This window comes from Streptomyces sp. DI166, from assembly GCF_900091315.1.
Taxonomy (GTDB): domain Bacteria; phylum Actinomycetota; class Actinomycetes; order Streptomycetales; family Streptomycetaceae; genus Streptomyces; species Streptomyces fuscus.
Genome location: NZ_FLSP01000033.1, coordinates 49393 through 62042 on the forward strand (window position 1 = coordinate 49393; position 12650 = coordinate 62042).

Here is a 12650-nt window from a genome sequence, read left to right on the forward strand (position 1 = left end):
TGAACATGCAAAGGAGGGGTGTGGGGGCGTAGTGAGCGTCCTGCCGGGGAGATTTGGTGGCATGAGGCGGCAATGGCGGGACGGTGTGGGGAAGTTGGCTGTGCTCGGGGCAGAGGGGGGTGTGCGGGTGCCTCTGGAGATTGCCTCGTCCTATCGCGCCCGTACGCGCGGGCTGCTCGGGCGGGAGTCGGTGGAGGGGGCCCTGTTGCTGTCTCCCGCCAACAGCGTGCACACCGTGGGGATGCGTATCCCCATCGATGTCGCCTATCTCGACCGGCGGATGCGGGTCGTCGCCGTGCGCACCATGAAGCCGGGGCGCATCGGGCTGCCGCGGCTTCGGGCCCGGCATGTACTGGAGGCCGAGGCCGGAGCCATGGCGGGGTGGGGGCTTCGGGTCGGGGGTCAGGTGGTCGTGGAGGTTGAGGGGGAAGCGGAGGCGGAGGCGGAGGGCGTGTAGCACCTCCAGCTCGACGGGGGGTGTTTTTGCGCTTTGTTCAGCTTGATGGGGGTATTTTCGGGTTTCTGGTGACCTGTTCTGTGTGCGTTTCTAGTCTGACTTCCGTACGGCTCTTCGACTCCTTTACGGGAAGGTGCTGGCGTGGTCGAACGGGGTGCGGAAACACCGGCCGAGGCGAACGGCACGACGGGGTTGTTCACCGCCGTCGGCAAGATGCTTCGGGTGCTGCGTGAGAGGAAAGGGCTGACGCAGAAGGAGTTCGGGGCGCTCGTCGCCTACGGGCCCGATGCCATCTCCGCCATCGAGCGGGGCGTACGGACTCCGCAGCCCGACCTGTTGGAGAAGGCCGACGATCTCCTCGACGCAGGGAATCTGTTGAAGGAAGTCATCCCCGAGGTCAAGGAGGCCATGGCCAAGGCGCGTACCCGGCATCCGGAGTGGTATCGGAACTACGCGGCGTTGGAGGCGGAGGCCGTCTCGCTCTACGACTACAGCCCCCTGAGTGTGCTGGGGCTGCTTCAGACCGAGGACCACTCGCGCGCCGTCTTCACCCAACGCCAGCCTCCCCTCGACGAGGAGACCATCGAGCGGCGCGTCGCCGACCGGCTGTCGCGGCAGCAACTCTTCGAGAAGTGGCCACCCCCGGAGTGCAGTTTCATCATTGAGCAGTCGGTGATCGAGCGGCCCATCGGCGGGCCCTCCGTGCACGCCGGGCAGTTACGGCAGTTGCTCCGCATCGGGCGTATGCGGACCGTGCAGCTTCAGGTGATGCCTACCGATCGGACTCAGCATTCGTGTCTCGGTGGCCCGTTCACGTTGTTGATTCCCAAGGGGCAGGAACAAGTCGCCTACATGGAGATTCAGGGGTATCCGCGTCTCGTCGTTGACCGAGAAGAAGTACGTCTTCTCGCCGCCCGCTATGGGATCATCCGGGCGCAGGCCCTCAGGCCCGACGAATCCCTAGAGCTGATCGAGAAGGTGCTGGGAGAGATATGAACATAGAGACGTTGAGTTGGGTCAAGTCGAGCTACAGCGACGGCGAAGGTGGACAGTGTCTGGAGGCCGCTGTTGCCTCCTCCACCGTCCACCTTCGGGACTCCAAGACTCCGGAATCGCCGTACGTCACCGTCGGCTCCTCCGCCTGGAACGCCTTCCTTCAGGCCCTCAAGTGAGCCTTCGCGGCTCGTCGGCGGGCCTGGTCAGTGCTCGCAGAGGGAGAACTCCCGTTCGTACAGCTCCTCGTTGTGCACATCCACGAAGTACTTGCGTTCCTGCATGAGTTGCTCTCGGTAGGCCTTGGCCTGGTCGAGGGTCATGGTGGAGGTCGGGGACCACGGCTGCTGCGGGGGTATGTCCGATGTCGACACGATCTTGCTCGACGGGTCCACCAGGAAGAACGCGACGATCTTGCGGTGACCGGGGCGGGTCGGGTCGGTCAGGCGGAACGGGCTGACCCGGTGCTGGAGGACGTTCGGGAACGCCAGGCAGCGGCCCTGTGGGGTCGACGTCGATCCCAGCACCTGGTTCAGGGCGTCCTCATCCTCCAGGCCGTAGGCCTCGCGGACGCCGTTGTCGTCGCTCTGCTCGTAGTCAGGGTCGTCGAGTGCCGTGCGGAAGCTCAGGTGGCTGTCGGTGATGTTCTCGTTGTCCCAGTAGTAGAGGGCGGTCGAGACGATGCGTTCGTTCAGCATGCCCTCCACGTGCCAGGAGCCGCCGGGGTACTCGGGCTTCTCCGGGGTGAGGTGAATGGTGGCGAGCTTGACGATGACCTGGAGGTCGCGGCCGCGCAGGTCGACCCGGGTGGCGTCGGTCGGCGGCTCGGGCGGGGTGAAGGCCGGGGCGTCGGGGATGTTCGGGGAGCGGTTCTCGTACCAGTCGTCAATCGCCATGCCCCAGGCGTTCATGGCCTCCTCGAAGTCCTTCACGTCCTCGAAGGCGGTTCTGACCGGGCGTTCCGGCCGCGAGTCGTACCAGGTGTAGGGGTTGACGTCGATCCGCACGGGGCGCGGGTTGCGCAGGTCCGTGAGCACCCTCTCGTAGAGCGAGCGCATCCTCGCGAACAACTCCGGGAGTACGGCGCTCAGTTCGCGGTGCTTGTCCGGGTGGACGTTGTTCACGTAGGAGAGGAACTCGGGCTCGCCGTTCTCATCGATCCGTACGTCCGTGGGCAGCCACTGGAACTTCTCCGAGAACTCGTGGCGCGAGTAGTGGTTCGTGGGGTTCTGCCAGGCGCGGTCGGGGGCGTTGCTCGCCTCTCGTACCAGGCAGAAGAGGGAAGGGTGGACCAGGTCCAGGACCTGGCCGTCCGATCCCGGGTGCCAGTCCTGCTCCTCCTCCGGTACGTCCTCCAGGACCCGGACGGCCTCGCGCAGGCGCGCCCTGAGGTCCTCATCGACCAGGCTGTCGGACTGCCACACACCGTCGACCGCCGACACCTCGATGCCGGTGCGCTCGTCCCGCAGAGACGCGTAGTACGCGAGTTCGTCCAGCACGTAGCGGATCTGCGCCTCGGTGAGGCCCTGGGCGAGCGCCTCCTGGGTCCACTTGGCGACGATCTCGGCGTCGTTCATCTTCTCGAACCATCGCGATTTGGCCCGTATGTGGGAACTGCACTGCATCATTTCCAGTTCGCGCAGCGTCCGCGGCGGCGTGTAGGACATGGCATGCCCAGTCTGGAACGGCAGTGGGAAAGCAGACAGGCCAGTCAATTCTCCGGGTCCTCCCCAGTCGGTACGTGGTGCTGGGAAGCGTACTTCCAGGGACTGACATCGCCTGGAGGCTGCCGGTCCCGGTGCGGGCTGCACGACGCGGGGCCGACCCCCGTCCGGCCCCGCGTCGGGTCCAGACTCGGTTGCCGGCGTGGCCAGGTCGACTCGTTTCGGGCTCCTCCGAAACGATCGCACCGGCCAGACTCGGGGACGTGGCACTGCGCTTTCATTTCACGGCGGAGGACTTGGCCCGTACCCGCCTCGCCCCGGGGCCGCGTTCGCTGCTTGAACTGGAGATCGCGATCCGGCAGTTGCAGGAGCGGCAGCACCCTGTGCACTTCGATGCCTGGCGGCAGCGCACGGGCGGACGTCTGCCTCCGCGGCTCCGTCCCCTGTTCGAGCTGATCCCGTCCACCGGTGCCGGGGTGGGGTTCCTCGACAACAGCCTGACCGAGGAGGGGAGTCCGGCCGAACTCGTGGAGCGGCTGCGTTCCACTCCGGCCGCGACCGTACGCAGGGACATGGAGGAGTGGGCGGGGCAGGCGGGCGCACGGCTGTCGCCGGAGACGCGCCGCGCGAGTGAGAGCCCGGCGTTCGCCCTGCAGGTGGCCGACCTCGTCGAGGACGCCTACGAGCGGATCGTCGCCCCCTACTGGCCGCGGATCGACCGGCTCGCCGCGGCGGACCGGGTCCTACGGCTGAAGCACCTCGGTGAGCACGGGGTCGACCGGCTGCTGCGCGAGCTGAACCCGCGCCGGATGATCTGGCAGCCGCCCGTCCTGCACGTCACCATGGCCTCCGGGTTCAGTGGCGACGTCCATCTCGGTGGTCGCGGACTGCTGCTCATCCCGAGCCTGTTCGGCTCGCACTACCCCTTGTTGGAGTACCACGTGGAGCAGCCGTGGATCACCTTCCCGGTCCGCTCCGACCAGCCGCTCGGCGCGGCACCGGCCGCCGTCACGGCCACCGCGCTGGCCGAGCCTCCGCAGTCACTGGCCGCGCTGCTCGGGCGTACCCGGGCGCTCGTGCTGAGCGTCATCGCCGACCATCCGGGCAGTACGACCACCCAGCTCGCCGAACGTGCCCGTATCTCGCCGGCCAGCGCCAGCGAGCACGTCACCGTGCTGCGCAACGCCGGGCTCGCGGCGCTGCTGCGGGACGGCAAGCATGCGCTGCACACCCTCACCGCGGCCGGGCATGTGTTGCTCGCCTCCTCACGCGGGGTGTGAGGGGCGGCCGTACTCAGTTCTCCGAGCGCGGGAAGCTGACCTCCACCCTTCGGTTCTTCTTGCGGCTGGCCTCCGTCGCGTTGGAGGCGATGGGGTACTGCTCGCCGTAGCCGCGCACCTCGTAGGTGATGTTCGGGTCGTTCAGTTCGGACTTGAGGATGTCCTCCACGGCGTTGGCGCGCTGTTTGGACAGGACGTCGCCGTGGGCCGAGGAGCCCAGGTTGTCGGTGAAGCCGAAGACCCTGATCCTGGTGGCCTTTTGGGCTTTGATCTCGTCCGCGATCGCCGCGATTCTCGCCTTTGCCTCGCCGTTCAGTTTCGCGCTGTCCTTCGGGAACAGGACCTCCGCCTGCAGCGCGAACTTCACGTCCGCGTTGGTGTCTTCCCGGCGTTCGTCGCCGCTCTGGTCCTCGACGACCTGTTTGATGTCCAGCACCTTCGGCTCCGCGAGCGTCGCGCCCTCGGGGAGCTTCAGGTCCGGGTCGTTGGGGTCCACTTCGACGGGGGCCGTCGCTGTTGCTTCGGTGCCTGGGGGGACGCTGGGGTTTTCGTCGGCGTGGGCGGCTGTGGCGCCGTAGAGCGTCGTGCAGAGCATGACCGTGGCTGCCGCCATGGCTGTGGTGAGGTTCTTCGTCGTCGTCATGGCGGGTGCCTCAGCCGGAGATCTGGATCGTGGCGGCGGCGAAGGTGGGGAGTTGGAAGGAGACTTCGGTGGTGTCCGAGGGGGGTGCGGGGAACTGCATGAAGACGGGGATCGAGGCTCCTGCCTTGATCCTGGGCATGTCGGTTGTCGTCAAGGGGCGGCCGTCGGTGTCGCGGAGTACGTAGTAGCGCTTCTTGGTGGCCGAGTCGACGAGGGTCGCGCCGCCCAGTGACGAACCGTGCCTGAGGATCTCGGTCTCGTCCCCCGCTGTGCGGACCGAGACACGGGCCGGCTCGTCGCCGTCGTTCTTCAGCTCACCGGTGACCGTCACAAAACCGCCGGAGTCCCTTTGGGCGGAGTCGATACGGAGGACGAGGCCGTCCTCGCCCCTCATCTCCGCCAGCACCTCGTCAGTGCCCTCCTGCGTGCTCGGCTTGGAACCGTCGTTCCGGGAAGCAGACGTCGATGCCTCGGGCTTCTTGTCGTCGCCGCCACCGCCTCCGCCGCAACCGGCCACACCGACGGCCAGACCGACCGCGACGGTCAGGGCGACCATCCCTCTGCGGGCCTTCGCAGTGAACCGAATGCTCATGCCTCTGCTTCCTTCATCCCTTGTCGTTCGGTTGTCAGTCGGCCAGGTGGACGTCGAAGAGGTCTTCGGGGTCCGGGAGATCGGTGATGTCCTCCGGGTCCAGGTCCCACACCTGGTCCTCGCAGGTGAGTTGCGGCAGTTCCTCGTCTTCCGCGTCCTCGCCGGGGAGTTCGAACGTGCAGCGGGACTCGATCACGGCAATGGCGGACGCCTTCGCGTACTTGCCCTCCGTTCCCGGGACAATGGAGTCACCGACCGGTTTGTCCATCTGGACCGAGACTTCGTACTCCAAGGGACCGGTCTGATCGCACGCTTCCACGTGGGCGTCGTTCTGTCCCGCGAGTTGTTCGGCTCGCCAGCACGAAGGGGCGAGGCCGTCCGCGAAGCCGTCGAAGATGTCCTGCCATTTCGTCGGGTCGAGTACGTCCTTCGCCCACGCGTCGGCGAGTTGGTCCCGGTTGTCCTGCGCCGCCGCGAGCGCCGCCGCGTCGGCGGCAGTCTGGGCGCTGTTGCGGTTCGCCGCGGCCTGGCCTACCGCGAGGTAGGCGAACGCAAGAAAGAGCAGGCCCCCCACCACGGTGATGTAGATGGGGAACGCCTGCCCTGCGTCGCCGTACCTGCGGCTCCTGATCAGCCGGTGACCTCGTCGATCTTGTCCACGATGGCGTCGTAGATCGTCTGCCCGATGTCCGTCCCCGTAATAGCCAACACGATCGCAACAACCACCGCGATGATCCCCAGGTACTCCACCGCGGTCTGACCCTTGTCGTTCAGGTTGGGGCGGTTGGTCATCGTGGTTCCCTTCGGTTGCTGTTGGGGTGGGCGCACCGTAGGGCGGGGTGGGGTGGGAAGGGGAGGGTCCGGGGGCCCAAATGCGGGCCCAAAGTGCGCGCATGTCAGGTCACCCCCAGCCATTTGGCCGTGGCCTGGGCGCGGGTGGTGCTGTGGAGCTTGGCGAAGATCCGGTTGATGTGGTTCTTGACCGTCTTCTCGCTGATGAAGCACGCGGCGGCGATTTGATGGTTCGTCATGCCGGATGCGATGAGGTCCATGATCTCCGCCTCCCTCGTGCTCAGTTGGAAACCCGCGGTTCCCTTCCTGCCCGACACTCTGCCCGAAGACTGTGCCACAGGTGGTTGCATTTGCGAAAGAGGGGTGGCAGAAGGTGCTCGTGGAGGGGATTGTTCCGTATGCTGCTGCGAATCCACTCCCCCGCCACGCAGGTTTCGCAGCAGCGTCTGCGCCGCCGTCGCCGTGAAGTGCGGTTTCCCCTCCTTGAGGTCCTTCACCGCCGCCACCAGTTCCGCCGCCGTGAACTCCCCGTGCACCAGGTAGCCGTTGGCGCCACGGCGCAGGGCCTCCTCCACCGTGGCCGATTCCCTGCTGTACGTCAGCATCATCACCGGGGCCAGGGTGACCAGGTGGGGCAGCGCCTCCAGGCCGTCCACGCCCGGCATCTGGACGTCCAGGAGGACCACGTCGGGGTGGTGGTCGCGGGCCGCCTCGTACGCCTCGCGGCCATTTGTCGCCTCCGCGACCACCGTGATGTCGTCGCGGCCGGTCAGCAGCGCCGTCAGGCCCGCCCGGACCACCGGGTTGTCGTCCGCGACCACCACCCGTAGCGGTTCGGGAGCCCGGGCACTCGTGGGAAAGTCCGGATCGGTCATGCCGTCATGTCCTTCGCACCGTCAGTGGACCCTTCCGACAGGGGGAGTTCCAGCAGGACTTCCGTGCCCTTCTCGTGATCGCCGCGTCCCATCCGGATCCGCGCTCCCACGGAAGCCGCTCGCTCGGCCATCCCGAGCAGGCCGAAATGGCCGGCGCTGCGCAACTGTTCCAGGCTTGTGCCGGCGGGCAGGCCGGTGCCGTCGTCGTAGACGCTGATGCGCAGCACGCCGTCGTGGACGCCCGCGCGGACGTTCACCGCCGTGGGACTGGCGTGGCGGTGGGCGTTGTCCATCGCCTCCGTGACGATGGTCAGGAGGTGATGGGTTACGGAGGGAGAGAGGGGAGGCAGCGCCTCCGGGGGGCTTGTGGGCGTGTACGTGGCCTGGAGGCCCGTGCTCGTCGTGAACGCCTCCGCCCGTGCCCGCAGTTCCGCGAACACGTCCCCGCACACCGCCGCCTCCTCGCTGCGCAGGTCCGTCAGCAACTGCCGGGACTCCGCCGCCGCCCTCCGCGTCGACCTCGCCACCAGTTCCGCCTGCGCCTTGATCAGGGGGGCGTTGCCGGGCGTACGTACGGCCGTCGCCGACAGGGCCTCCGCCGCCAGTGCCACCCCGTGCAGGGTCTTCGCCACCGAGTCGTGCATCTCCCTCGCCAGGCGCGCGCGTTCGGCGCTCACCGCCTCCGTCGCCGCAAGGCGGGCCCTGGTCGTCGCGAGGGCCTGCGTGGCCTCGCCGAAGCGGAGCATCAGCTTGCGCAGGGCCGAGCCCGCCGCTCCGGTGATCACGCAGAAGCCGGGGAGCAGGAGCTTCTCCGCGAGGGTCGTCTCCGGGCCCGCGGTGATGGTGTGGGCCAGGAGCAGGATCAGGGACTGGAGGCTCGCGAAGACGGCCGCGGCCCGGTAGCCGTAGGCGATGCCCGCCAGGAGGGGAGTGCAGACGCTGACGTAGGCGAGGGGTGTGTCGGGGCCCGCCGAGATCAGCAGGAGGGCGCCGAAGAGGGTGTCCAGCGCCAGGAGGGTGGGGTGGCGCAGGAGTAACGGGCCGAAGCGCTCCCAGTCCCGGAACAGGACGTAGCTGACCATGAACGTGGCCACGGTCGCCGCGCCGACCAGGCGGGTGCCGAGGCCGGGGGCGGCGTTCAGGAGGGCCACGGGGGCGGAGAGGGCGAGCATGGCCAGGCGGAACGCGAAGACCATGCGGGTGGTCGCCTGGAGGGCGTTTATCTGGAGAGTGAGGGTGGGGTCGGGCGCCTGTGCGGGTACGCCCTGCGGTTCGTTCGCGCCCGCCGCCGCCGTCGTCACCGGCACTCTCCTGCCCCATCGGTTCCTCCCCATCCCCTACTCCCCCGTGATCGACCCGAAGTCCGTGCCCGAGCCCAGGAGCAGGCCCGCGCCCAGCAGGATCATCGTCGCCGGGACCATGAAGGTGGTGATCATCATCGTGGCCTTGGGGACCGCCCGCGCGGCCTTCCTACGGGCGTTCTGGGCGTCCGTGCGGCGCATGTCCTTGGCCAGGGCGACCAGGGTGTCGACGATGGGCGCGCCCAGTTCCTCGCCCTGCTGGAGGGCGGTGACGAACATGGCGACCTGTTCGGAGTCGTTGCGGCGGCGCAGTTCCGCGAAGGCCTGGCGGCGGCTCATGCCGAGGTCCATCTGGCGCAGGGTGATGCGCAGTTCGTCGGCCCAGGGGCCCTCGTAGCGGGAGGCCACGCGGTCGAGGGCCTGGCGGAAGCCGAGGCCCGCGCTGACGACCACGGCGAGGACGTCGAGGAAGTCCGGGAGGGTGCGCTCGATCACGTCCTTGCGGATGCGGATCGCCGACCAGATGCCGACCTCCGTCCAGAAGGCGCCGAAGGCGAGCAGCAGCAGCGTCACCAGGTACTGGCCGCGCATCAGGAAGACCAGGCCGCCGACCAGGCCGAGGAAGCCGTAGACGGCACGGCGGGCCGCGTACCGGTCGATGGTGAGGCCGCCGGGGTTGCCCGCGAGGTCGATCTTGCGGCGGTACTTGGCGACCTGCTTGGGGCCCATCAGGCGCAGTACGGCCGGGGCGTACCGCATGCCCATGCGGTCGATCAGGGAGTCCACGGCGCCCGTGCGGGTGGAGCCGACCTCCAGGGCCAGTTGCAGGTCGCCGGGGAGTTTCGCGTCGGCGCGGTACATGCGGATGCCCGCGAAGGCGCCGTACACGCTCAGGCCCATCAGCAGGGCGAGGATCCATGCCATCGTCGTCGTCCCCCGCCCCTACACGTCGATCCGGGACAGGCGCCGGATCATCACGAAGCCGATCGCGTACAGCACGAACGCCACCAGCACCGCCCCCTGGCCCACCGGGGAGCCGGTCATACGGTCGAGGGCGCCGTCCTTGACGCCGTTCATCAGGAACAGGGAGCCGATGCCGAGGGCGGGGACGGCGTACGAGGTCATGCTGACCTGGGAGAGCTGGGTGCGGATCTCGCGGCGGGTCTCTTTGCGCTCCTCCAGGGTCTCGGTGAGGTTGCGCAGGGCGCTGACGACCTGGCCGCCGGCGCGGTTGGAGAGGACCAAGGTGGTGACCAGGACCACCAGTTCGCGGGAGGGGAGGCGGTCGGCGAGTTCGCCGAGGGCGTCGTCCATGGAGGCGCCGAGGGCCAACTGGTTGGCGACCTTGGCCAGTTCCTCGCCCGCCGGGGCCTCCAGCTCCTCCGCGGCCATGCCGATCGCGGTGCGCAGGGCGAGGCCCGCCTGGGTGGCGTTGGCCAGGATGCGGGCCAGTTCGGGGAGTTGGTTGATGAAGCGCTCGATGCGTTTTTGGCGTTGCCAGTTGAGGAACTGGACGGCCGCCCAGATGCCCAGCAGGCCCGCGATGGGGCCGAAGAAGGGCGCCAGTGTCGCCTGGCCCACCATCCACAGGCCGGCCACCGTGGCGAGCATGTAGACGAAGAACTCCCCCGGTGTCACGTCCAGGCCGGTCGCCAGCAGGCGCAGTTCCAGTTTGCGGCCGAGTTTCGTACGGCGCAGGCGGCGGTCCAGGTCGGCGAAGCGGCGCCTGCGGCCGGTGGGCGCGCCCTGGCCGGTGGCGGCGAGGCGGTCCACGAGGGCCTGGCGCTGGGCGCGGCCGGCGGCGTAGGCGTGCAGGCCTGCCACGGCGAGCGCGCAGGTCAGCAGGGTGATGCCGGTGGTGAGTGTGATCAGCGTTTCGAATTCCATCGGTTGCTCCCTACCCCGCCGGTTACCGGGCTGCCCGGATGGCGAGTTGTTCCCGTGACTGCGCCACCCCGAACGCCTGCGGTACCGGCTGGTTGGCCATGTAGAGGCGTTCCGCGGTGCGGCGTGGCAGCGGGTAGTACTCGAAGGCGCCGTACACCCTGCCGTCCGCGGCCACCGGCTGGGCGTGGAAGCGGGCGACGGTGGCGAGGCGGTACGGCTCCCCGCCGTGGCTGTCGAGGACGGCGATCTCGGTGATGCGGCGGGCGCCGTCGGGAAAGCGGGTGAGCTGGATGATGACGTCGACGGCGCTGTTGATCTGGTCGTGCAGCGCCTCGAAGGGGACCTCGACGTCGGACATGGAGGCCAGGGTCTTCAGCCGCATCAGCGCGTCCTCGGTGCTGTTGGCGTGCACGGTGGCGAGGGAGCCGTCGTGGCCGGTGGACATGGCCTGGAGCATGTCGAGGGACTCGCCGCCGCGGACCTCGCCGACGACGATGCGGTCGGGGCGCATCCGCAGGGAGTTGCGGACCAGGTCGCGGATGGTGACCCGGCCCTGGCCCTCCACGTTGGGCGGGCGGGACTCCAGGCGGATGACGTGGTTCTGCTGGAGCTGGAGTTCGGCGGAGTCCTCGATGGTGATGATCCGCTCCACCTCCGGGATCAGCCCGGAGAGCGCGTTGAGCAGGGTCGTCTTGCCGGTGCCGGTGGCGCCGGAGACGATGATGTTGAACTTCGCCTGCACCAGTCCCGCCAGCAGGTACACCATCGGCTCGTCGAGGGAGCCGAGCCCGACCATCTCGTGCAGGGTGAAGGAGCGCGGGAAGCGGCGGATGGTCAGGGTGGCGCCGGTCAGGGAGAGCGGCGGGATGATCACGTTGACGCGCTCTCCGGAGGGCAGCCGGGCGTCGACCATGGGGTTCGACTCGTCCACCCGGCGGTTGACCGTGGACACGATCCGCTCGATGGTCTGCATCAGCTGGTCGTGGGAGGGGAAGCGGAGCGGCAGCTGCTCCACGCGGCCCGCCCGTTCGACGAAGATCGCGTCGGGGCCGTTGACCATGATCTCGGTGATGGAGGCGTCCTCCAGCAGGGGTTCCAGGATGCCGAGGCCGAGTGCCTCGTCGACGACCCTGCGGATGAGCTGGGAGCGCTCCACCGTGGACAGCACCGGGCCCTCGCGGCTGATGATGTGGCCGAGGACGCGCTCCAGACGGGCCCGGCGTTCGGCCGCGGCGAGCGAACTCATCTCCGCGAGGTCGATCTCCTCCAGGAGTTTGGCCCGGTAGGAGGCGACCAGGTGGCCGTCCTCGCCCCGGCCCGCGTTCTCCTCGGGGGTGCTGATGCGTGACCGCAGACTCATGGCTCTTGGTGCTCCTCAGTGGTCGAGCGGCATGGTGGCGGACTTGGTGGCGTCGCCGAAGTCCCAGCCCGGTACGACGGACGGGATGTCGACGGTGGCGGTGACCCGTACCTCGTCGCCGAGCCCGGCGCTGGCGCAGCTCGTGCCGTCGGCCAGCCAACTGCTCACGGCGCCCTGGCAGTCGGCGGCGTACGGCCCGTCCAGCGAGGCGCTGCGGGCCCCGGCGCGGGCGGCGGTGCCCGCCTGCTGGGCGGTGTAGGCGATGAGGCCGATCTGGATGGCGGCCATGGCGACGAGGATCAGAACGGGGATGAAGCCGAGGTACTCGATGGCGACCTGACCGCTGTCGCGGCGGCCGGCCCGCCCCCGGAATCGGTCCTCCCCTCGGAGAGCACCCATCAGTCCCCCTCCTCCACAACCGCCCCCGCGTGCCCGTCGACCTCGAAGGGGAAGGCGATCGTGCCCGGGAACAGGACCGGTACCTTCAGGTGCACGTCCGCCGTGACCAGGCCTCCGCTCTCGCCGCAGGTCACCTTCGCACCGCCCGTCCACGCGCCCGGCAGGTGTTCTAGGCCCGCCGCCTGGCAGGCGCCCTGCCGGTCCTCGGCGGCGGTGCCCGCGCGGGCGGCCATGTCGGCGGAGTTGGCGGCCAGTGTGAAGGTGTACCCGAGCAGCGCGCACTGCCACAGCAGCACCAGCGTCAGCAGGATCAGCGGGGTCATGCCGAGGAACTCGATGGTGACCTGGCCCCGGTCGCGCCGAAGCCCACGCGCCGCCCCGCCACGGCCGCCCCGAAGCCCACGCAC

General features: G+C 68.8%; 16 protein-coding genes. 4 read left to right on the forward strand and 12 right to left on the reverse strand.

Features of this window, described 5'->3' with window-relative positions:
- Positions 1-61 precede the first annotated feature (61 nt).
- The 3 genes from GA0115233_RS18235 (at position 62) to GA0115233_RS18245 (ending at position 1629) form a co-directional block, all read left to right on the forward strand.
- The gene (locus tag GA0115233_RS18235) at positions 62-457 is read left to right on the forward strand and encodes a DUF192 domain-containing protein (RefSeq protein ID WP_093721296.1); all 396 of its coding nucleotides are present in this window, start codon (positions 62-64) and stop codon (positions 455-457) included.
- Positions 458-598: 141 nt separating this feature from the next.
- A complete protein-coding gene (locus GA0115233_RS18240) occupies positions 599-1453 on the forward strand; it encodes a helix-turn-helix domain-containing protein (protein WP_093721297.1) in 855 nt (284 codons plus the stop codon).
- Positions 1450-1629 carry a DUF397 domain-containing protein gene (locus GA0115233_RS18245; RefSeq protein WP_093721298.1) on the forward strand — a complete coding sequence of 60 codons (180 nt, stop codon included), beginning with the start codon at positions 1450-1452 and terminating at the stop codon, positions 1627-1629. Before GA0115233_RS18240 ends, GA0115233_RS18245 begins: the two co-directional genes overlap by 4 nt.
- A gap of 27 nt (positions 1630-1656) precedes the next feature.
- Here the strand turns inward: GA0115233_RS18245 and GA0115233_RS18250 are convergent, their stop codons facing one another.
- Positions 1657-3165, reverse strand: coding sequence for a DUF4246 domain-containing protein (locus GA0115233_RS18250; protein WP_093721299.1), 1509 nt, complete (start codon positions 3163-3165; stop codon positions 1657-1659).
- A gap of 212 nt (positions 3166-3377) precedes the next feature.
- Here GA0115233_RS18250 and GA0115233_RS18255 point away from each other — a divergent pair, with 212 nt between their 5' ends.
- The gene (locus GA0115233_RS18255; protein ID WP_093721300.1) at positions 3378-4394 is read left to right on the forward strand and encodes a winged helix-turn-helix domain-containing protein; all 1017 of its coding nucleotides are present in this window, start codon (positions 3378-3380) and stop codon (positions 4392-4394) included.
- 13 nt (positions 4395-4407) lie between these two features.
- On the opposite strand, the gene GA0115233_RS18260 is transcribed toward GA0115233_RS18255, so the two are convergent.
- The 11 genes from GA0115233_RS18260 to GA0115233_RS18305 all read right to left on the reverse strand — a co-directional run bounded on the left by GA0115233_RS18260 (position 4408) and on the right by GA0115233_RS18305 (position 12566).
- Complete coding sequence (locus GA0115233_RS18260) at positions 4408-5037, reverse strand: OmpA family protein (protein ID WP_093721301.1); 630 nt, start codon at positions 5035-5037, stop codon at positions 4408-4410.
- Between the two features lie 10 nt (positions 5038-5047).
- A complete protein-coding gene (locus tag GA0115233_RS18265) occupies positions 5048-5629 on the reverse strand; it encodes a hypothetical protein (RefSeq protein ID WP_093721302.1) in 582 nt (193 codons plus the stop codon).
- A 34-nt stretch (positions 5630-5663) separates the two neighbouring features.
- Entirely contained in the window at positions 5664-6260 is a 597-nt protein-coding gene (locus GA0115233_RS18270) for a pilus assembly protein TadG-related protein (RefSeq protein ID WP_093721330.1), read from the reverse strand.
- Positions 6260-6421, reverse strand: coding sequence for a hypothetical protein (locus GA0115233_RS41075; protein WP_176711842.1), 162 nt, complete (start codon positions 6419-6421; stop codon positions 6260-6262). Before GA0115233_RS41075 ends, GA0115233_RS18270 begins: the two co-directional genes overlap by 1 nt.
- Positions 6422-6525: 104 nt before the next feature.
- On the reverse strand, positions 6526-7296 hold the full coding sequence (locus tag GA0115233_RS18275) for a response regulator (protein ID WP_093721303.1): 771 nt from the start codon (positions 7294-7296) through the stop codon (positions 6526-6528).
- Positions 7293-8492: a sensor histidine kinase gene (locus tag GA0115233_RS18280; RefSeq protein ID WP_093721331.1), complete on the reverse strand. Its 1200-nt coding sequence runs from the start codon at positions 8490-8492 to the stop codon at positions 7293-7295. The genes GA0115233_RS18275 and GA0115233_RS18280 overlap by 4 nt, the downstream gene beginning before the upstream one ends.
- Before the next feature lie 141 nt (positions 8493-8633).
- Complete coding sequence (locus GA0115233_RS18285) at positions 8634-9521, reverse strand: DUF5936 domain-containing protein (RefSeq protein ID WP_093721304.1); 888 nt, start codon at positions 9519-9521, stop codon at positions 8634-8636.
- A gap of 18 nt (positions 9522-9539) precedes the next feature.
- Positions 9540-10484 carry a type II secretion system F family protein gene (locus GA0115233_RS18290; RefSeq protein WP_093721305.1) on the reverse strand — a complete coding sequence of 315 codons (945 nt, stop codon included), beginning with the start codon at positions 10482-10484 and terminating at the stop codon, positions 9540-9542.
- A gap of 22 nt (positions 10485-10506) precedes the next feature.
- Positions 10507-11844 carry a CpaF family protein gene (locus GA0115233_RS18295; protein WP_093721306.1) on the reverse strand — a complete coding sequence of 446 codons (1338 nt, stop codon included), beginning with the start codon at positions 11842-11844 and terminating at the stop codon, positions 10507-10509.
- A gap of 15 nt (positions 11845-11859) precedes the next feature.
- Positions 11860-12243, reverse strand: coding sequence for a TadE/TadG family type IV pilus assembly protein (locus tag GA0115233_RS18300; protein WP_093721307.1), 384 nt, complete (start codon positions 12241-12243; stop codon positions 11860-11862).
- On the reverse strand, positions 12243-12566 hold the full coding sequence (locus GA0115233_RS18305; RefSeq protein WP_250748115.1) for a pilus assembly protein: 324 nt from the start codon (positions 12564-12566) through the stop codon (positions 12243-12245). Before GA0115233_RS18305 ends, GA0115233_RS18300 begins: the two co-directional genes overlap by 1 nt.
- Positions 12567-12650: the final 84 nt, after the last annotated feature.

Excerpts from the sequence above, each read along its gene's own strand:
- GA0115233_RS18305 (WP_250748115.1), bottom strand. The coding sequence starts at position 12,566 with ATGACCCCGCTGATCCTGCTGACGCTGGTGCTGCTGTGGCAGTGCGCG.
- GA0115233_RS18275 (WP_093721303.1), bottom strand. The coding sequence starts at position 7,296 with ATGACCGATCCGGACTTTCCCACGAGTGCCCGGGCTCCCGAACCGCTA.
- GA0115233_RS18245 (WP_093721298.1), top strand. The coding sequence starts at position 1,450 with ATGAACATAGAGACGTTGAGTTGGGTCAAGTCGAGCTACAGCGACGGC.
- GA0115233_RS41075 (WP_176711842.1), bottom strand. The coding sequence starts at position 6,421 with ATGACCAACCGCCCCAACCTGAACGACAAGGGTCAGACCGCGGTGGAG.
- GA0115233_RS18295 (WP_093721306.1), bottom strand. The coding sequence starts at position 11,844 with ATGAGTCTGCGGTCACGCATCAGCACCCCCGAGGAGAACGCGGGCCGG.
- GA0115233_RS18265 (WP_093721302.1), bottom strand. The coding sequence starts at position 5,629 with ATGAGCATTCGGTTCACTGCGAAGGCCCGCAGAGGGATGGTCGCCCTG.
- GA0115233_RS18260 (WP_093721301.1), bottom strand. The coding sequence starts at position 5,037 with ATGACGACGACGAAGAACCTCACCACAGCCATGGCGGCAGCCACGGTC.
- GA0115233_RS18280 (WP_093721331.1), bottom strand. The coding sequence starts at position 8,492 with ATGGTCTTCGCGTTCCGCCTGGCCATGCTCGCCCTCTCCGCCCCCGTG.
- GA0115233_RS18285 (WP_093721304.1), bottom strand. The coding sequence starts at position 9,521 with ATGGCATGGATCCTCGCCCTGCTGATGGGCCTGAGCGTGTACGGCGCC.
- GA0115233_RS18290 (WP_093721305.1), bottom strand. The coding sequence starts at position 10,484 with ATGGAATTCGAAACGCTGATCACACTCACCACCGGCATCACCCTGCTG.
- GA0115233_RS18235 (WP_093721296.1), top strand. The coding sequence starts at position 62 with ATGAGGCGGCAATGGCGGGACGGTGTGGGGAAGTTGGCTGTGCTCGGG.
- GA0115233_RS18300 (WP_093721307.1), bottom strand. The coding sequence starts at position 12,243 with ATGGGTGCTCTCCGAGGGGAGGACCGATTCCGGGGGCGGGCCGGCCGC.